Origin of the sequence: Stenotrophomonas sp. 2619, assembly GCF_040548725.1 — a bacterium.
Lineage (GTDB): Bacteria > Pseudomonadota > Gammaproteobacteria > Xanthomonadales > Xanthomonadaceae > Stenotrophomonas > Stenotrophomonas maltophilia_AP.
Window position 1 is genome coordinate 1 of record NZ_JBEPSF010000014.1, and the last position, 16,209, is coordinate 16,209.

Below are 16,209 nucleotides of genomic sequence, written 5' to 3' on the forward strand. Positions count from 1 at the left end.
CGGTAGAGCCACGCCATGCGTGGCTGGGACATGTGGCCATCGCGTAATGCGAGGAGCCGGCCAGCGGCCGGCACTACCGGGACGCATTGCCGGCCGGCATCAGCCGGCCAGTGCGGCTTCGATTCGGACGATCCGGGCACACAAGCCGGTAGAGCCACGCCATGCGTGGCTGGGACATGTGGCCATCGCGTAATGCGAGGAGCCGGCCAGCGGCCGGCACTACCGGGACGCATTGCCGGCCCGTATCAGCCGGCCAGTGCGGCTTCGATTCGGACGATCCGAGCACAGAAGCCGGTAGAGCCACGCCATGCGTGGCTGGGAAATGTGGCCATCCGATAATGCGAGGAGCCGGCCAGCGGCCGGCACTACCGGGACGCATTCCGGCCGGTATCAGCCAGCCAGTGCGGCTTCGATGTCGCCGCGCAGCGATTCGGGCTTGTCGGTCGGCGCATAGCGCTGCAGCACCTGGCCGTCTCGACCGACCAGAAACTTGCTGAAATTCCACTTGATCCCGCGCGTGCCCAGCACCCCGGACTTCTCCGCCTTCAACCACTGCCACAGCGGATGCGCACCCTCGCCGTTGACCTCGACCTTGTCCGACAGTGGGAAATCCACTTCGTAAGTCAACGAACAAAAACTGCGGATCTCCTCGGCGTTGCCCGGCTCCTGGTGCCCGAACTGGTCGCACGGGAACCCGATCACCACCAACCCACGCGCCGCGTAGTCCCGCCAGAGCGCCTCCAGCCCTTCGTACTGCGGGGTAAACCCGCACTTGCTGGCCACATTCACCAGCAGCAGCACCTTGCCCCGGAACTGCTCCAGCGCCTGCGGCTGCCCGGTGAGGTCCACGAACGAGAAATCGAATGCGGTGGTCATGGCGGCCGAGCTCCTGCGCAAAAAACCATCTTAGCGCCGTGCGGGGGATGAACGTGCAGCGGGCAGACGGCGTTGGGGTGGTGCTGGCGCGGTGGGGGTCCATGGGGAGCCGGCGAGCGGCCGGCACTACCCTGCCGCCGGTCGAGCGGCTTGTGCCTTCAGTGAGGCGCCGACCCGATGTCCAGCGGGAGGCGGGTGGGGGTTTGCGAGGCCGTTGGGCGGCATGGATGCCGACCACGAGCCCCCAGGGATGGGTTCACGGCGCGCCTCGCAAACCCCCATCCGCCTCTCGCCCCGCGAACAGCGCGCCGCCGCTCCGCGCCTTCAACATGCCTTTCGACACAAGCCCCACCCCGCCCCCCCGGGTTACCCTCGGGCACTTGTCTGACCGGAGAATTCCCCTTGACCACCCGCCTTGCCCTTGCCGTCGCCGTGACCCTCGGCCTTGCCCTGCCCGCCTATTCCGCCGTCGCCGCCGCCCCCGCCGCCGCGAACGCCCAGCAGGCCAACCCGTTCTTCGCCGACAGCCCGCTGCCGCTGCATTACCCGCAGTTCGACAAGATCAAGGACAGCGACTTCGCCCCCGCCTTCGACGCCGGCATGGCCCAGCAGCTCAAGGAAGTGGAGGCCATCGCCAACAACAAGGCCAAGCCCACCTTCGACAACACCCTCATCGCCCTGGAAAAGAGCGGTGACACCCTGGATCGCGCCACGACCGTCTTCTTCAGCCTGGTCGGCGCCGACACCAACGACACCCGCAAAAAACTCCAGGCCGACTACTCCGCCAAGTTTGCCGCCCACAGCGACGCCATCGCGCTCAACGGCAAGCTGTTCGCCCGCATCCAGACCCTGTACGACACCCGCGCCCAGCTCGGCCTCGACGCAGAAGGCGTCCGCCTGGTCGAAAAGTATTACGAAAGCTACGTCCGCGCCGGCGCCAAGCTCAACGATGCCGACAAGACCAAGCTCAAGGCCATGAACGCCGAACTGGCCAACCTCGGCACCACCTTCAGCCAGAACGTCCAGAACGAAGTGAACGCCTCGGCCGTCGTCGTCGACGACGTCGAGCAACTCGATGGCCTGTCGGCCGAGCAGATCGCCGCCGCTGCTGAAGCCGCCAAGGCCCGCAAGCTCGACGGCAAGTACGTCATCGCCCTGCTCAACACCACCGGCCAGCCGCCGCTGACCAACCTGCGCAACCGCGACCTGCGCCAGAAGATCTACGAAGCCTCGATCACCCGCGGCAGCCGCGGCGGCCAGTACGACAACACCGCCCTGGTCTCGCGCATCATGCAGCTGCGCGCCGACAAGGCCAAGCTGATGGGCTTTGCCAACTTCGCCGCCTACAACCTCACCAACCAGACCGCCAAGACCCCCGAAGCGGTCAACGCCATGCTCGGCCAGCTCGCCCCGGCCGCCGTCGCCAACGCCAAGCGCGAAGCGGCCGACCTGCAGGCCATGATCGACCAGGAACAGAAGGCTGCCGGCAAGCCCACCTTCAAGCTCGAAGCCTGGGACTGGGCGTTCTACAGCGAGAAGGTCCGCCAGGCCAAGTACAACTTCGACGAATCCCAGCTCAAGCCGTACTTCGAGCTGAAGAACGTGCTGGAAAACGGCGTGTTCTTCGCCGCCAACCAGGAATACGGCCTGACCTTCAAGCAGCGCACCGACCTGCCGGTCTACCACGACGACGTCACCGTCTATGACGTGTTCGACGCCGACGGCAGCCAGCTGGCGATCTTCATCTTCGACCCCTACGCACGCGCCTCCAAGCGCGGTGGCGCCTGGATGAACTCGTACGTGTCCCAGTCCGCGCTGACCGGCTTCAAGCCGGTGGTGGCCAACCACCTCAACATTCCCAAGCCGCCGGCCGGCCAGCAGACCCTGCTGACCTGGGATGAAGTGACCACCACCTTCCACGAGTTCGGCCACGCCCTGCACGGCATGTTCTCCAACGTGAAGTATCCCTACTTCTCCGGTACCGCCGTGCCGCGCGACTTCGTCGAGTTCCCCTCGCAGGTCAACGAAATGTGGTCGGACAACCCGGCCATCCTGAAGAACTACGCCAAGCACTACCAGAACGGCTCGGCCATGCCGCAGGCGCTGCTGGACAAGGTGATTGCCGCGGCCAAGTTCAACCAGGGCTTTGCCACCACCGAATACCTGGGCGCCGCCATGCTTGACCAGCGCTGGCACCAGATCGGCCCGGACCAGGTGCCGGCCGCCAAGGACGTGATGGCCTTCGAGCGCGCCGCGCTGGAGAAGGACGGCATCTACTACGCGCCGGTTCCGCCGCGCTACAAGACCCCGTACTTCAGCCACATCATGGGCGGCTACTCGGCCGGCTACTACGCCTACATCTGGTCCGAAGTGCTCGACGCCAACACCCAGAAGTGGTTCCGCGAAAACGGCGGCCTGAGCCGCAAGAATGGCGACCACTTCCGCAAGGCGCTGCTGTCCAAGGGCGGCAGCGTGGATGCGATGCAGCTGTTCCAGGATTTTGCCGGGCACGCCCCGCAGATCGAGCCGCTGCTGGAAAAGCGTGGCCTGACCTCGGGTAACAGCACGAAGTAAGCGTCCGCTCCATCGACGTGAACCAAAAAGAACGCCCGGTCATGCCGGGCGTTCTTTTTGGGGCGTCCTGTCTTCCTGTCCTGCCCGGCGCGGCTCTCAATGCGCCTGCGGGTCGAACCAGGCTTCCCACGTGGACGGTGAGGCGGTCATCGCACGGGCTTGTTCGAACGCCGCCTTCGCCTGCGCGGTGCGCCCAGTATTGAGCAACGCCACGCCCAGGCTGAACGCGGCATGCCGGTCGTCGCTGCCCAGCGCCAACGCCCGCTGCAACACCTCACGGGCGTTCGCGTACTGCGCGCGGTCGCAAGCCACGGCGCCGAGCGCGGTCAACAGCAGCGGATCTTCGCCGTGGGCCGCCAACGCGGCGTCCAGCGTGGCGGCAGCCGTGGCAAGCGCAGTGTCGGCATCGCGCGTGCCGGCGAACGCGGCCTGCACCTCGCTGCGGGCGCTCAGCAACGCGTGGACCACGGCGGAAGGAATCGCGTCATGCATGCGGAGCAATGCTAACGGGAAACATACCGGCCCGGCACGGCCGAGCGGGATCAACGCGGCCGCCAGCGCTGTGCCGGCGGTCGCAACCACGCTCAGTTGGAGGCGGTGGTGTAGGCGTAACCGAGCGGCGACCCTGCCTGGTCAACCTTGGCCTTCACCTTGAAGTGGAACGCCGGCAGGTTGGAACCGCTCATCCGGCAGTTCTCGGTCTCGGTCACCTTGCACGTGTACGCCTGCTCGGTAGGCGCAAAGCCCATGCCGATGTACATCTCCAGGTCCGGGTTGGTGCGCAGCATGGTGGTGGTGTAGCGGTTCGCCTTCGGCTTGATCACACCGGAGATGGTCTCACCTTCCATCAGCGTCACATTCAAGCCCGCCGTACGCGAGCCGCCCGGAGCAGTCTGCAGGTTCCAGGACAGGCACACCATGTCGGCCGGGTCGGTGCAGGCCACTTCTTCCACGTCGTAGGCCTTGCGCGCCGCATGGGCCTGGCTGGCGAGGGTGCACGCGAGGAGCACGGCCATGGTGGTGGTGATCGGCGTGCGCTTCCGGGTCATCATCTGCATCTCAACGTCTCGTGTGGGGGGACGCCGCGACTGGCGGCGGCAGACCTGCCGTCACGCCCCGCGACCGACGCAGTTGGCCACGCTGCGGACACCCGGGACCTGGTGCCATGTCACACAAAAAATTCCCGCTTTCAGCAGGCACCCACGCAGGCCCGCCGACGCCCTGTTCGCGTCACATCGTGATGCTTTCGGCCCATCGCGCCTGAACAAACGGCGACTGCGGTCAACGCATTGGACAGGATCTTCGCGACACGCGGACCGATGACGACAGCAGCCAGGCCAACGGCGTCATTGCCGGCCGTGTGCCGGGTGACCCGCCGTCGCCGTCAACGCGGCGCCAGATATCCGCCGGGCACGCCCTGCGGCGACAGCACCAGCTGCCACAACTGCGCATGCCGGCAGCGGAAGCTGGCCATGGATGCGGCCAAGTAGAAGCGCCACATGCGCTTGAAGCGTTCGTCGTAGCGCTGCGGGTCCAGCTGCGGCCACGCGTTCTCCACGTTCAACCGCCAGGCCTGCAGCGTGCGATCGTAGTCGGTGCCGAAATTGTGCCAGTCCTCCAGCACGAACAGCCCCTCGAACGCGGCGGTGACCTGGGCCGCCGAGGGCAGCATCGAGTTGGGGAAGATGTAGCGCGCAATCCAGGGATCGGTGCGGTGGCGCGACAGGTTGCCGCCGATGGTGTGCAACAGGAACAGCCCATGCGGATGCAGACAGCGCCGCGCCATCTCCATGTACCCGCGGTAGTTCTTGTCGCCCACGTGTTCGAACATGCCCACCGAAAAGATCGCGTCGAAGGTCTCCTCGACCTCGTGGTAGTCCTGCAGGCGGATCTCGATCGGCAGCCCGGCGCACAGCTGGCGTGCGTAGTCGGCCTGCTCCTGCGAAATGGTGATGCCCACGCCGGACACGCCGTAGCGCTCGGCGGCGAACTTCAGCGCCTCGCCCCAACCACAGCCGATATCCAGCACGTGCTGGCCGGGGCGCAGCCCGAGTTTGCGGCAGATCAGGTCGAGCTTGGCTTCCTGCGCCCCATCCAGATCCTGCGCGTCGCGCCAGTAGCCGCAGCTGTAAACCAGACGCTGGCCGAGCATGGCCTCATACAGGTCGTTGCCCAGGTCATAGTGGCGCTTGCCGACTTCGAAGCTGCCACTGCCCGCCTGCAGGTTGAACAGGCGCGCCTTGAGCGCATCGGCCACTTCGCGCCAGCCGTGCACGCGCTCGTCCAGGTGGGCCTGCATCAAGTGATACAGGAACCCGTCCAGCGAGGCGGCGTCCCACTGGCCGTCCATGTAACTCTCGCCCAGGCCGAGCGAGCCCTGGGCCATGACCCGCGTATAGAACTGCGGGTCATGCACGTGGATGTCGTGCGGCTGGTCACCGCCAACGGTGACCCCCGCCTCGTGCAGCAACAGCGTCACTCGTCGTTGCAGTCCCGCGTCCACGTCGCCTCCGTCGGTCAACCCCGGGCAAACAACCCCGCGTAGGCGGTGCCGACGTGCGGCGCCAGCACGCTGGCCGGAACATCCACGGTCTGCGTGCCATCCGAATACGGCCCCACCTGGTACGGCGGGAATACAAAGCGTACCGCGCTGATCTTGCCATCGGTACCGGTCAGCGGCTGGAACTGGCTGAAGTTCTCGGCGCTGGGTTCGGTGCCGTCGGCGATCATGCGACTGGCGCTGCGCAGCGACTCCTGCAGCTGGCCCGGGTCCATGTCTTCGCTGCTCAGCCGGGTGGCCACGCGCTCGCGCAGCTGGTCACCGATGTAGTCACTGACCGCCTTCCATCCCTTGGTATCGGCCACCAGCTTGTCGGCGGTGAGCATCTGCTGCTGCTCGGGCAACCACACAAAGCGCGCCACCAGCGGCTCGCCATGCGCACCCCCGGTGTAGCGGCTGCCATCGGCACTGACCACCACCAGCTGCGGGGTTTCCAGCACCTTCTCGAAACTCAGCGACAGCTCGTAGGGCATGGTCGGCTTGTCGTTGCCGAGGCCGTCCACGGCCTGCTGCAGCTCGCCGCGCGCCGCGCTGGCATAGTCGGACAATGCCTTGGCCAGGCCCGGGTACCGCGCGATGTCGGTCGGGTAACTGATGCCCACCACGGCCTGCGGCGTGTTTTCGATCACGTCGCGCAGTTCCACCGGCGCCGCCACATCCGTCGGTGTCTCGATGTTGGCCGGCTGCGCCGCCGTGCTGCCATCGGCCGGTGGCGCCGCGGTATCGGCGGCGTCACGCTTGCAGCCGGCCACCAGCACCAGGCCCACGGCCAGGGCCAACGCGCTGGCGCGCAGCGCGCGACGGTTTACTACGATGTTCATTGCAATCCCCTTGTTGAAACCCAGCATGATGATCGGTCGTCCCTGCGAACCCCCCTGCCGCCGTCAGCCGGCCAGCAGGTCGTCGTATTCCTCATGGCGTTGCATGAAGGCTTCGGCATAGGCACACGCCGGCACCACCTTGTATTTGTGTTCGCGTGCATAGCGGAGCGCCACCTTGGTCAACTCCCCTGCGATGCCGCGACCCTCGATGGGTTCGGGCACCTCGGTATGGGTGATGACCATGCGCTTCTGTCGTTTCAGCGACTTGATCTGGTAGTCCAGCAGCGCCAGATGCCCTTGCACCCGGGCCTGGAACCGGTGGTGGGCCAGATCGTGCTCCACCTCGTATGCCAATCCGGGCGGGGTGACCGAAGCCATGGGCGGTGTCTCCTGCGGCAACTGACGCGATAGTGCGCAGCGTAGCGCCATGATCGCGTGAAGTCTGAACAGGGGCAAGCAACGACGTGGAGCGTCACATACCGCCCTAAAGGTCCGTCGATTCAAGCCGATATCGGTAACGGACAGGGCGTGAAAGCTGGCACGAGTTTTGCGACACCTGCCTACCCGATCGTGCTCCACAAGGAGGTCCACATGGACAACGCACCTATCTCCCCCGCACCTGGCGATGCCGACAGCTCGCTGCTGGAAGGCCTGTTCCAGCTGGCCGTGAATGGCCAGACCCAGAGCTGGGAATTCGACCAGATCGACAACGAGGTGTATGCCCGCCTGCTCAGCGCCTACGGTGCGGAAGGCAAGAAGGCCGCGTAAGCGGCCTGTGTCACGACCAGCGGTCGTGACCTACCCCGGTGACGGCGCGCCGCCCGGGTCCTCGCGTTTCGATCCACGGCCGTGACCTGCCGCCGGCTGCCGGTGACCCCGGTCCCGGCAGGTACCGACCGTGGGTCGGTACCCCAGGCGTAGGCTCAGCCTAGCGGAAGCTGGGGTTGCTCAGCGCGTGCAGGAACTGCCCGAAGATCGCCGGGTGCATCGCCAGCAGGAAGATCACCCCGAACGCGGCACCGGCCAGGTGCGCGCTGTGGTTGATGCGGTCGCCCCCGCGCTTGTCCATCCAGATGCTGTAGCCCACGTAGAACACCGCGTAGACGATCGCCGGCGCCGGGATGAAGAACACGTAGATCACGCTCCACGGGCTGACCAGGACGAAGGCGAACAGCACCGCCGACACCGCGCCCGACGCGCCCAGGCTGAGGTAGTTCGGGTTCTTCTGGTTCTTCAGGTAGCTGGGCAGGATCGACACCACCAGCGCCCCCAGATAGAACGCCGGGTAGGTCAGGTAGCTGCCGGTCAGGGTGACCATCAACGACTCGATCTGGCCGCCGAAGAAGAACAGCGTGATCATGTTGAACGCCAGGTGCGCCAGATCCGCATGGATGAACCCGTAGGTCACCAGGCGGTCGTACTGGCGATGGCGGTCCACCGCGGGCGGCCACAGAATCAGGCGGTCGCCGAGTGCACGGTTGTTGAAGGCCATCCACGACACGATGACGGTGATGGCGATCAACAGCAGATTGACGGGGGTCATGTCAGGGCTCAGGTCGTACGGTAGTTGTCGACCATACGATAGCGCCTGGCATACCAACCAAAGGCCAACGCCGCCAGGAACGCGAAACCGGCGAAGAAGAACATCAGGAAGGCCGCTTCGCTCAAGCCGGTACTGGCGATCTGATGGGTGACCGTGTCATTGCGCACCGCCGCGTTGGACAGCAGCACCCACAGGTTGCCGATGGTGGTGGTGAGATTCCAGAAGCTCATCACCACGCCCTTCATCGCCTGCGGGGCCTGGCTGTAGGCAAATTCCAGGCCAGTGGCCGAGACCAGCACTTCGCCGAAGGTCAGCAGGGCATACGGCAGCATCTGCCAGAAGATGGACATGACGTTGCCGCCATCCATCATCACCTGGATGCCGCCCACCACGATCCAGGCCAGGCCGCTGAAGGCGATACCGGCGGTCATGCGGCGCAGCGCGGTTGGCTCGAAGCCGAAGTGGCGCAGCGTCGGGTACAGCACCAGGTTGTTGAACGGAATCAGGATCATCACCAGCAGCGGGTTCAGCGCCTGCATCTGCGAGGCGGTGAACCACGACGGCATGGCCATCTGCTGGCCCTGCAGCACCCAGGTGGACGCCTTCTGGTCGAACAGGGAGAAGAACGGCGTGGTCAAGGCAAAGATCACCAGCACGCGCAGTACCGAACGCACGCCCTCCACGGCCTCGGCCGGGTGCACCGCCCGGGCGCGGTCCAGCTGGATCCAGGTGCCACCGCCGATACCGGCCAGCAGCAGGACCAGCGCGATGCACAGGCAGATCACGATGCCCAGGCTGCCCACCAGCCCCATCGAGGCCACGGCCAGCACCGCGCCCAGGATGGCCAGGGTACGGCCCGGCCGCCCCTTGCCCGGCGCGTGCGCCGAGAGCGCCGTACGCACTACGTTGCCGAACGAATGCGGGTCCTTCGGCGGCAGCGGCACCAGCACATAGCGCTTGCGGCCGAGCCAGAACACGAAGGTGGCCACGAACATCAGGATGCCCGGAATGCCGAACGCCCACTGCGGGCCCAGGTTCTTGAGGGCCAGCGGAATCAGCAGCGAGGCGAACAGCGAGCCGAAGTTGATGATCCAGTAGAAGGCATCGAACACGATCTTGGCCAGGTGCTTGTTGCTCTGGTCGAACTGGTCGCCCATGAACGAGGCCACCAGCGGCTTGATCCCGCCAGCACCCAGCGCGATCAGCCCCAGGCCGACGAAGAAGCCCTGCCGGCTGTCTTCAAACACCGCCAGGCAGGCGTGGCCGGCGCAGTAGATCAGGCTGAACCAGAGGATGGTGTGGTACTTGCCGAAGAACTTGTCGGCCAGCCAGCCACCGAGCAGCGGGAAGAAATACACGCCGATCATGAAGCTGTGCATGATGTCCTTGGCCTCACCCGCGCGGCCTTCGGCGGTGATCTCCTGCAGCAGCAGCGAGGTGATCAGGAACTGCACCAGGATGTTGCGCATCCCGTAGAAACTGAACCGTTCGCAGGCCTCGTTGCCAATGATGTACGGAATCTGGCGCGGCATTCTTCCCTTGCCTGCGCTGGCGGCTGCGATCGTGCTCATCCTATGGGGCTGTCCTGCGAATACGAAAGGGCGCGAGCTTACCGGAACCCCTACCACCACGCACGCTGCGCCCCTACATGACAGCACGCCACGGACATGGCAGGCGAACGCGCCAAATCGCGGCGGAAGTCACGAAGCGTCGACGGACAAAGCGTAAACTTATCGTTATGCGCATGATCTCCACTGCTGTCGCGGGACGTTGGCCGGGCTGGTTGCTGCTCATGCTCTGGGCCGCCTCGGCAGCGCAGGTGCAGGCGCGCCAGGCCGACCCCGGCCCGCGCCTGCTCAAGGTGGCCACGCTGGAGCTGCCCACCCTGGACGAAGGGCAATGGGAACAACGCCGCGACCAGGTGCTGCAGATGCTGGAAACGCTGCAGCCGGACGTGATCGCGGTCCAGCGCGTCATGCAGGCGCAGGGCCGCAACCCGGCCTGCTGGCTGGCCACCCGGCTGCGCTACAGCTGCGACTTCGTCACCGCCGATCCGCCCAGCCAGGCCTTGCGCCATGGCAGCGCCATGCTGACCCGGCTGCCGGTCAGCGAAGACGGCGTCACCCTGCTGCACCCTCCAGGCCAGTTCAGCGCTGCCGGCATGTTGCGGGTGAAGCTGCAGGAAGAGCTGATCAACATCTATGTGGCACGCCTGCGCCCGGACCCGGACGAACCCGAGGTGCGCCGTCACCAGAGCAGTGACCTGATGACCTGGATCGGCGCCACCGCCGAAGGGCTGCCGTCGTTGATCGCGGGCGACTTCTCGGCCGACACCGCCGAACTGGTGCGCAGCGCCCCTGGTTTCCAACCTGCGCGGCGCAATCCCGGTGAGCGGGTCGATCCGCCCTCGGTGGCCGGCAGCGCGCGCGGTCATGGGCTGGACGTGCTGTTCCAGGTCAAGCATTTCGAGGGGATCGGGCAACAGGCCTTGAAGCTGCCGGCCGCCGACGGCGCCGTTCCCGACAAGGGCGCACTGCGGCTGGGGGTGATGGCCACGTTGCGGCTGCAGTCGCCGGTGCCCGCCAGCGCGCCCTGATTCGACAGACAGGGCGACCCAAACGAAAACGGCCAGGCATCGCTGCCTGGCCGTTTTGTCATGCTACCGGGACATCGCTCAGGCGATTGCGGCCTGGTAACGACGCTCGACTTCGTTCCAGTCGACCACGTTGAAGAACGCGCCGATGTATTCCGGGCGACGGTTCTGATACTTCAGGTAGTAGGCGTGTTCCCAGACGTCCAGCGCCAGGATCGGCGTGTTGCCGTCCATCAGCGGGCTGTCCTGGTTGGCGCTGCTTTCCACCACCACCTTCTTGTCGGGGGTGACGCTCAGCCACGCCCAGCCACTGCCGAAGCGGGTCAGCGCGGCCTTGGTGAAGGCTTCCTTGAACTTCTCGAAGCCGCCCAGTTGCGACTCGATGGCCTTGCCCACGTCGCCCACCGGTGCGCCGCCGCCGTTGGGCGACATCACGGTCCAGAACAGGCTGTGGTTGGCGTGGCCGCCACCGTTGTTGCGCACCGGACCCTGCAGGTTTTCCGGCAGCGACTTGGTCTTCTTGACCAGCTCTTCGATCGGCAGGTCGGCGAACTCGGTGCCTTCCAGGGCGGCGTTGACGTTGTTGATGTAGGTCTGGTGGTGCTTGGTGTGATGGATTTCCATCGTGGCCGCGTCGATGTTCGGCTCAAGTGCGTCGTAGGCGTAGGACAGCTTGGGGAGGGTATAGGCCATGTGGTTCTCCTGGTAGCTCACTCACCCGGCGAAGACCGGGCGTTGCGCTGACGATGATGGGGATGGCCGACAAGCTTACCAAGGTCCATGTAAAGGAAACTTGGTCCTGCGCATGCCGCTTCTACACACGGTGTTACGCACCGGTGACGGGAGCGCGCGGTGCGGCGGCGCTGTTCGGCTGCGCCTCATCGCCGGATGCGCGCTTGGCGGTACAGTAGCGGCTCTCTTCCCTGGCCCGCCCTGCCCCATGCGCAAGCCCCTTCTGTTGCTGGTTGCCGTCGTGCTGCTGATCGGCGGCCTGGCTGCGGTCAAACTGATGCAGCGCCCGCCGCCGCCGCAGTTTGCCCCCTCGTTGTCGCAACCGATCGAGGCCGCGCCGGCGGCTGCGGCGGCGCGCACGCCTGCGGGCGACCCGCTGCCCCCGTTCCTGCCGGCCGAGGCACGCGCCACCATCGCGCTGATCCAGCGCGGCGGCCCGTTCCCGCACCGCCAGGACGGCAGCGTGTTCGGCAACCGCGAGCAGCGCCTGCCGCAACGCCCACGTGGCTACTACCACGAGTACACCGTCGACACCCCCGGTGCCGGCAATCGCGGTGCGCGTCGCATCGTCACCGGCGGCACCCCGCCCACCGGCTGGTTCTACACCGACGACCACTACGAAACATTCCGCAGTTTTGATGTACCACCGGCCGGGAGCTGGCAATGAACCACGACGCATTCGAATTGGGCCTGCACGACATCAACAACGCCGGCGTGTACGCCATCGGCAACGGCGATCTGGGCCCGCTGTCGGCGGCGATGCGCGATGCCGGCCTGCGCGTGGTCCAGATCGACCTGGACGGCTGCCAGGACAAGCGCACGCTGCTGATGCGGCTGGCCGCGCGCCTGGATTTCCCGACCGGCTTCGGCGGCAACTGGGATGCGCTGACCGACAACCTGCGCGACCTGGCCTGGCTGCCGGCCAACGGCTATGCGCTGTTCTTCAATGACGCCGACGCCTTGCGCGCGCAGGCCGGCGCCGACTTCGACACGCTGCTGGAGGTGCTGGACGAAGCCAGCCGTTTCTGGAGCGAAAGCAACGTACCGTTCTGGGCCTTCGTGGCGCTGCAGGATGCAGACGTGGAGATGGACCAGGACGCCGCGACGCCGTAACCCCGCATCCGGGGTAGAGCCACGCCATGCGTGGCTGTGACGCGCCGTCACGCCGGACCCGGCGGCAGCCACCCATGGGGTGGCTCTACCCGCCGATGAAAGGGGTAGCCACCCATGGGGTGGCTCTACCGCCGATGAGGCGCAGCCTCATCGGCTGCCGTTGTTGTCCTGCAGCTCTTTCTTGAACGGAATATCCGGCGGCGGTCGCGCCACGGCCGGCTGGTCCTGCATGTTCGGATCGCTCAGGCCACAGCCGCCGCCGAACTGCAGAATGGACACCACGCACGAGATCGACGAACTGGTGCCCGGGATCGGGATCTCCACCGACTTGATGCCCTTGCGCACCCACTCGGCCAGCAACGATTCGTTGGGCGCCCAGTATTTCTCGAACGAGGTCGGCGTGTAGTCGTACGGCGGCCGCTTGAGCCACGTGCCGGACTGGGCGATGCGCTCCTTGGTCCAGCCGTCCTTGTCGCCCCCGGGCGCGCCCCGCTCGGCCGCGCCCTTTCCGTCCTGGCCGGCCACGCGCACGCCGCCGTCGGCATTGAACAGGCTGCCGCCACTGACACCGGTCGCGCTTACCGCGCGGCCGTTGAGATCGCGGTCCTGCGGGTGGTTGGCGGCCGCCCAGTCATCGCCGCGCCGCGACGCGGACCAGTCGCCCGGATCCGCAGCCGGCTTGGCCGGCGACGGGCTCGGCGCGGCCGGTGCCGTGCGCGCGGCGCTGTTGTCGCTGGGCGCGGTGCTGGAATTCGGCGCGGTCGCCGTGGATGCGCTGGCCGGGGCGGTCGTGGGGGTCGGCGGCGCCGGGCGCGGAGTGGCGTTGGGCACCGCCCGTTCGCGCACCGCCACCTGGGCCGGCGACGGTGCCGGGACACTCAGCTCGCGCTGCGGCACACGCGCCACCGCCACCGGCGGGGTCAGCAACGGCTGCACCTGGCGCTCGCGCACCTGCACCTCACGCTGCGGCAGCGGCACCTCCACGCGCGGGCCCGGCACCACCATGGTCGGGGCCGGCGCCTGGACCACGCTGACCTCGCGCTCGCGCACCGTCAGCTCGGGAGTGCGCACCTGCGGTTCGGTGGGGCGCGGCATCGCCACGCTCGCACGTGGCGAGGGGGCCTCCACCGTGGCCACCGTGCGCTCGCGCACCGTGATGTCCTGCGGATCGCGCGGCACCACGCGCACCTCGGTGCGCACCGCGCTGGGCGGCGGCACCACGAAATCGGTGGTAGCCTGCGCCACTTCGGTGGCCTGCAGCGGCTGTTCCGGGGTGGGCGTGGCGGGGCGGGGCGGCGCCGGCTGCGGCTCGCTGGCCGGGGGCGGGTCGGCACGCGGCTGCGGCGCGGATGCCGTGGCCGCCGCCGTGGGTTCGACCTGCGTCGGAGGGGGCGGCGGCGCGGTGTCCGGCGTCGCCTCGACCGGTGTCGGTGCGGCGGCCTGGCCACCGTCATCCTGCTGTGGCGTGCCACGGCCCACCAGCGACACCTGCACGCGGCCACTTTCGCCGCCCTGCTCCGGCACTACCGGCGGTCGAATCAGGGCCACCCACAGCAGCAGCGCGGCAAACAGCATATGCAGCAGCAGGCTGATCGTGGCCGAGCTCCAGCGCATCCAGCGCTGGTCGCGCGGGGCCGGCTCCCAGCCCTGCCACAGCAGGCGCCGCAGCGATTGCGCGAACCCCAACTGCGGCAGCCGCCCGGCGGACACCGGCAACGGGCGCCCGATCAGGGCGGCGATGACCTCGCTGGAACGAAAGGGGCGCGGCAACGGCGTCAGCGCGCGCAGCCACAGGCCCCACCCGTAGGGAAGGCCCGTGGTTTTCTCAAGGATGCGGTTGTCCGGCTGGCGTGCCAGCAGCCAATCGAGGATCTCGTCAGCCCGGCGCAGTGGCACGCAGCGCGATCAGGCGGCCGTGCCGCGCGGGATGTACGGCGCGTCGCCACTGTCGTGGTCGGTCGCGTCGCGTACCGCGGTGATCCCGGGCACCCGGCCCATCAGGGTTTTTTCGATGCCCTGCTTGAGGGTCACATCGGCCATGCCGCAGCCCTGGCAGCCACCACCGAAGCGCAGCAGCACCACGCCGTCGGCCGACACTTCCTGCACGGCCACCTTGCCGCCGTGGGAGGCCAGCTGCGGATTCACTTCGTTCTCCACCACCCAGCGCACGCGTTCGACCAGCGAGTTCGCCTCGCCCGGGGCTTCGCCCTTGATCTTGGGGGCCTTGATGGTCAGCTGCTGGCTGCCGGTGGCATTGCTGACGATGTCGATCTCGGCACCGTCGAGCCAGCCCACGCTGGGCGCATCCACGAACAGGGTGAAGCCATCGCAGTCCACCGCCCATTCGTCGCCGAGCAGTTGGGCAGGCTCGGCAAACTCGAGCCGGGCATCGGCGCGGGGGGTGCCCGCATCGACGGCGCTCAGGCGCACGCCCATGCCGGGCACGGCCTCACGCTCGATCAGCTTGCGGAAATAGGTTTGGGCGGTGTCGGATATCTGGATCATCAGGCTATTCTAGCGGCTTACATGTTATGCGCTCATTCGGTTTATACATTGGCCGGCGCATCGTTCAGTCATCTTGCTAGAACACTGGGAGTGGAGGATTTCATGGCCGACCTGATTCCGCTGGCGCGGGCGCACTGCGTGCCGCGCAAGGGCAGCGACCACAAGCTGGGCGAGGCCCGGGTGGCCGAACTGCTGGCCCAGGTGCCCGGCTGGGAGCTGGCCGAACACGGCCAGGCGCTCACCCGCACCTTCCGCTTCGACGACTACCACCGGACCATGGCGTTCGTGAACGCCCTGGCCTGGGTGGCCCACCGCGAAGACCACCATCCCGACCTGGGCGTGCATTACGACCGGGCGGTGGTGCGCTTTTCCACCCACGACGTGGGCGGCCTGAGCGAAAACGACTTCATCTGCGCAGCGAAGGCTTCGGCCCTGACGGAGTGACCCCATGAAACTGCAGTCCCTCGTATTGTCCAGCGTCGCCCTTGCCGCCCTCGCCGGCTGCAACAAGCCGGCCGAGCCCGCCACCCCGGTGGCCGCGCCGACTGAAGTGGCCGCCGTGAAGACCCCGCCGCCGCAGTACCCGATCGAACTGGCCTGCCAGGGCATCGGCGGCACCAGCACCTTCAAGGTGGTGATTGCCGCCAACGGCAAGCCCAGCCAGGTGGCGCAGGTGACCAGCAGCGGCAACGCCCAGCTCGACGCGCAGGCGAAGACGGCGGTGGAAGGCTGGGAGTTCAAGGCGGCCACCCGCGCCGGCCAGACGGTGTCCACCACCATCCAGGTACCGGTGAGCTTCAACCCGCCGCAGCCCAAGCCGGATGAGTGCTTCGCGGTGGAAGAGCGGCTTCGCCGGGGCGGTTGAGTCCGTTCTGATCCGAGGTCAGCCAGC

General features: G+C 67.1%; 18 protein-coding genes. 7 read left to right on the top strand and 11 right to left on the bottom strand.

From position 1 onward, the window contains the following. Positions 1 to 390: 390 nt before the first annotated feature. A complete protein-coding gene (locus ABIA71_RS14355; RefSeq protein ID WP_354286032.1) occupies positions 391 to 876 on the bottom strand; it encodes a glutathione peroxidase in 486 nt (161 codons plus the stop codon). 402 nt (positions 877 to 1,278) lie between these two features. Between ABIA71_RS14355 and ABIA71_RS14360 the strand changes: the two genes are divergently transcribed. Further along, positions 1,279 to 3,450: a M3 family metallopeptidase gene (locus tag ABIA71_RS14360; protein ID WP_354286034.1), complete on the top strand. Its 2,172-nt coding sequence runs from the start codon at positions 1,279 to 1,281 to the stop codon at positions 3,448 to 3,450. 96 nt (positions 3,451 to 3,546) lie between these two features. Here ABIA71_RS14360 and ABIA71_RS14365 read toward each other — a convergent pair whose 3' ends face one another. From ABIA71_RS14365 to ABIA71_RS14385, 5 genes are all read right to left on the bottom strand, one after another. Continuing rightward, a complete protein-coding gene (locus ABIA71_RS14365; protein WP_354286035.1) occupies positions 3,547 to 3,942 on the bottom strand; it encodes a tetratricopeptide repeat protein in 396 nt (131 codons plus the stop codon). Positions 3,943 to 4,034: 92 nt separating this feature from the next. Continuing rightward, complete coding sequence (locus ABIA71_RS14370; RefSeq protein ID WP_354286037.1) at positions 4,035 to 4,508, bottom strand: hypothetical protein; 474 nt, start codon at positions 4,506 to 4,508, stop codon at positions 4,035 to 4,037. Positions 4,509 to 4,834: 326 nt separating this feature from the next. Further along, positions 4,835 to 5,953, bottom strand: coding sequence for a cyclopropane fatty acyl phospholipid synthase (gene cfa / locus ABIA71_RS14375; protein ID WP_354286039.1), 1,119 nt, complete (start codon positions 5,951 to 5,953; stop codon positions 4,835 to 4,837). A 14-nt stretch (positions 5,954 to 5,967) separates the two neighbouring features. Further along, positions 5,968 to 6,858 (bottom strand): DUF3298 and DUF4163 domain-containing protein, encoded by an 891-nt coding sequence (locus tag ABIA71_RS14380; RefSeq protein ID WP_502961249.1) that lies wholly within the window; start codon positions 6,856 to 6,858, stop codon positions 5,968 to 5,970. A 36-nt stretch (positions 6,859 to 6,894) separates the two neighbouring features. Continuing rightward, complete coding sequence (locus ABIA71_RS14385; RefSeq protein ID WP_128097880.1) at positions 6,895 to 7,209, bottom strand: GNAT family N-acetyltransferase; 315 nt, start codon at positions 7,207 to 7,209, stop codon at positions 6,895 to 6,897. Positions 7,210 to 7,422: 213 nt separating this feature from the next. Between ABIA71_RS14385 and ABIA71_RS14390 the strand changes: the two genes are divergently transcribed. Further along, positions 7,423 to 7,599, top strand: coding sequence for a hypothetical protein (locus ABIA71_RS14390; protein WP_354286043.1), 177 nt, complete (start codon positions 7,423 to 7,425; stop codon positions 7,597 to 7,599). A 160-nt stretch (positions 7,600 to 7,759) separates the two neighbouring features. Here the strand turns inward: ABIA71_RS14390 and ABIA71_RS14395 are convergent, their stop codons facing one another. Continuing rightward, entirely contained in the window at positions 7,760 to 8,374 is a 615-nt protein-coding gene (locus tag ABIA71_RS14395) for a rhomboid family intramembrane serine protease (RefSeq protein ID WP_354286044.1), read from the bottom strand. An 8-nt stretch (positions 8,375 to 8,382) separates the two neighbouring features. Further along, positions 8,383 to 9,945 carry a POT-type proton-dependent oligopeptide transporter gene (locus tag ABIA71_RS14400; RefSeq protein WP_354286046.1) on the bottom strand — a complete coding sequence of 521 codons (1,563 nt, stop codon included), beginning with the start codon at positions 9,943 to 9,945 and terminating at the stop codon, positions 8,383 to 8,385. A gap of 173 nt (positions 9,946 to 10,118) precedes the next feature. Here ABIA71_RS14400 and ABIA71_RS14405 point away from each other — a divergent pair, with 173 nt between their 5' ends. Beyond that, on the top strand, positions 10,119 to 10,970 hold the full coding sequence (locus ABIA71_RS14405; protein WP_502961250.1) for an endonuclease/exonuclease/phosphatase family protein: 852 nt from the start codon (positions 10,119 to 10,121) through the stop codon (positions 10,968 to 10,970). A 78-nt stretch (positions 10,971 to 11,048) separates the two neighbouring features. Here the strand turns inward: ABIA71_RS14405 and ABIA71_RS14410 are convergent, their stop codons facing one another. After that, complete coding sequence (locus ABIA71_RS14410; RefSeq protein ID WP_038692027.1) at positions 11,049 to 11,660, bottom strand: superoxide dismutase; 612 nt, start codon at positions 11,658 to 11,660, stop codon at positions 11,049 to 11,051. A 247-nt stretch (positions 11,661 to 11,907) separates the two neighbouring features. On the opposite strand from ABIA71_RS14410, the gene ABIA71_RS14415 reads away from it, so the two are divergent. Continuing rightward, positions 11,908 to 12,366, top strand: coding sequence for a guanyl-specific ribonuclease (locus tag ABIA71_RS14415; protein WP_354286048.1), 459 nt, complete (start codon positions 11,908 to 11,910; stop codon positions 12,364 to 12,366). Further along, complete coding sequence (locus tag ABIA71_RS14420) at positions 12,363 to 12,812, top strand: barstar family protein (RefSeq protein WP_354286050.1); 450 nt, start codon at positions 12,363 to 12,365, stop codon at positions 12,810 to 12,812. Before ABIA71_RS14415 ends, ABIA71_RS14420 begins: the two co-directional genes overlap by 4 nt. A gap of 147 nt (positions 12,813 to 12,959) precedes the next feature. On the opposite strand, the gene ABIA71_RS14425 is transcribed toward ABIA71_RS14420, so the two are convergent. Beyond that, positions 12,960 to 14,708, bottom strand: a complete 1,749-nt coding sequence (locus ABIA71_RS14425) for a hypothetical protein (RefSeq protein WP_354286052.1) — start codon at positions 14,706 to 14,708, stop codon at positions 12,960 to 12,962. 9 nt (positions 14,709 to 14,717) lie between these two features. Further along, positions 14,718 to 15,317, bottom strand: coding sequence for an NfuA family Fe-S biogenesis protein (locus ABIA71_RS14430; protein WP_038687513.1), 600 nt, complete (start codon positions 15,315 to 15,317; stop codon positions 14,718 to 14,720). Between the two features lie 102 nt (positions 15,318 to 15,419). Between ABIA71_RS14430 and ABIA71_RS14435 the strand changes: the two genes are divergently transcribed. Beyond that, entirely contained in the window at positions 15,420 to 15,761 is a 342-nt protein-coding gene (locus ABIA71_RS14435) for a 4a-hydroxytetrahydrobiopterin dehydratase (RefSeq protein WP_128097041.1), read from the top strand. 4 nt (positions 15,762 to 15,765) lie between these two features. Then, positions 15,766 to 16,182 (top strand): energy transducer TonB, encoded by a 417-nt coding sequence (locus ABIA71_RS14440; protein ID WP_354286054.1) that lies wholly within the window; start codon positions 15,766 to 15,768, stop codon positions 16,180 to 16,182. The last annotated feature ends 27 nt before the right edge of the window (positions 16,183 to 16,209 follow it).

What these genes read in the sequence shown, in the direction of transcription:
- ABIA71_RS14355 (WP_354286032.1), bottom strand. Translation starts at nt 876, where the DNA reads ATGACCACCGCATTCGATTTCTCGTTCGTGGACCTCACCGGGCAGCCG.
- ABIA71_RS14365 (WP_354286035.1), bottom strand. Translation starts at nt 3,942, where the DNA reads ATGCATGACGCGATTCCTTCCGCCGTGGTCCACGCGTTGCTGAGCGCC.
- ABIA71_RS14370 (WP_354286037.1), bottom strand. Translation starts at nt 4,508, where the DNA reads ATGCAGATGATGACCCGGAAGCGCACGCCGATCACCACCACCATGGCC.
- ABIA71_RS14380 (WP_502961249.1), bottom strand. Translation starts at nt 6,858, where the DNA reads ATGCTGGGTTTCAACAAGGGGATTGCAATGAACATCGTAGTAAACCGT.
- ABIA71_RS14385 (WP_128097880.1), bottom strand. Translation starts at nt 7,209, where the DNA reads ATGGCTTCGGTCACCCCGCCCGGATTGGCATACGAGGTGGAGCACGAT.
- ABIA71_RS14390 (WP_354286043.1), top strand. Translation starts at nt 7,423, where the DNA reads ATGGACAACGCACCTATCTCCCCCGCACCTGGCGATGCCGACAGCTCG.
- ABIA71_RS14395 (WP_354286044.1), bottom strand. Translation starts at nt 8,374, where the DNA reads ATGACCCCCGTCAATCTGCTGTTGATCGCCATCACCGTCATCGTGTCG.
- ABIA71_RS14400 (WP_354286046.1), bottom strand. Translation starts at nt 9,945, where the DNA reads ATGAGCACGATCGCAGCCGCCAGCGCAGGCAAGGGAAGAATGCCGCGC.
- ABIA71_RS14405 (WP_502961250.1), top strand. Translation starts at nt 10,119, where the DNA reads ATGATCTCCACTGCTGTCGCGGGACGTTGGCCGGGCTGGTTGCTGCTC.
- ABIA71_RS14410 (WP_038692027.1), bottom strand. Translation starts at nt 11,660, where the DNA reads ATGGCCTATACCCTCCCCAAGCTGTCCTACGCCTACGACGCACTTGAG.
- ABIA71_RS14415 (WP_354286048.1), top strand. Translation starts at nt 11,908, where the DNA reads ATGCGCAAGCCCCTTCTGTTGCTGGTTGCCGTCGTGCTGCTGATCGGC.
- ABIA71_RS14420 (WP_354286050.1), top strand. Translation starts at nt 12,363, where the DNA reads ATGAACCACGACGCATTCGAATTGGGCCTGCACGACATCAACAACGCC.
- ABIA71_RS14430 (WP_038687513.1), bottom strand. Translation starts at nt 15,317, where the DNA reads ATGATCCAGATATCCGACACCGCCCAAACCTATTTCCGCAAGCTGATC.
- ABIA71_RS14435 (WP_128097041.1), top strand. Translation starts at nt 15,420, where the DNA reads ATGGCCGACCTGATTCCGCTGGCGCGGGCGCACTGCGTGCCGCGCAAG.
- ABIA71_RS14440 (WP_354286054.1), top strand. Translation starts at nt 15,766, where the DNA reads ATGAAACTGCAGTCCCTCGTATTGTCCAGCGTCGCCCTTGCCGCCCTC.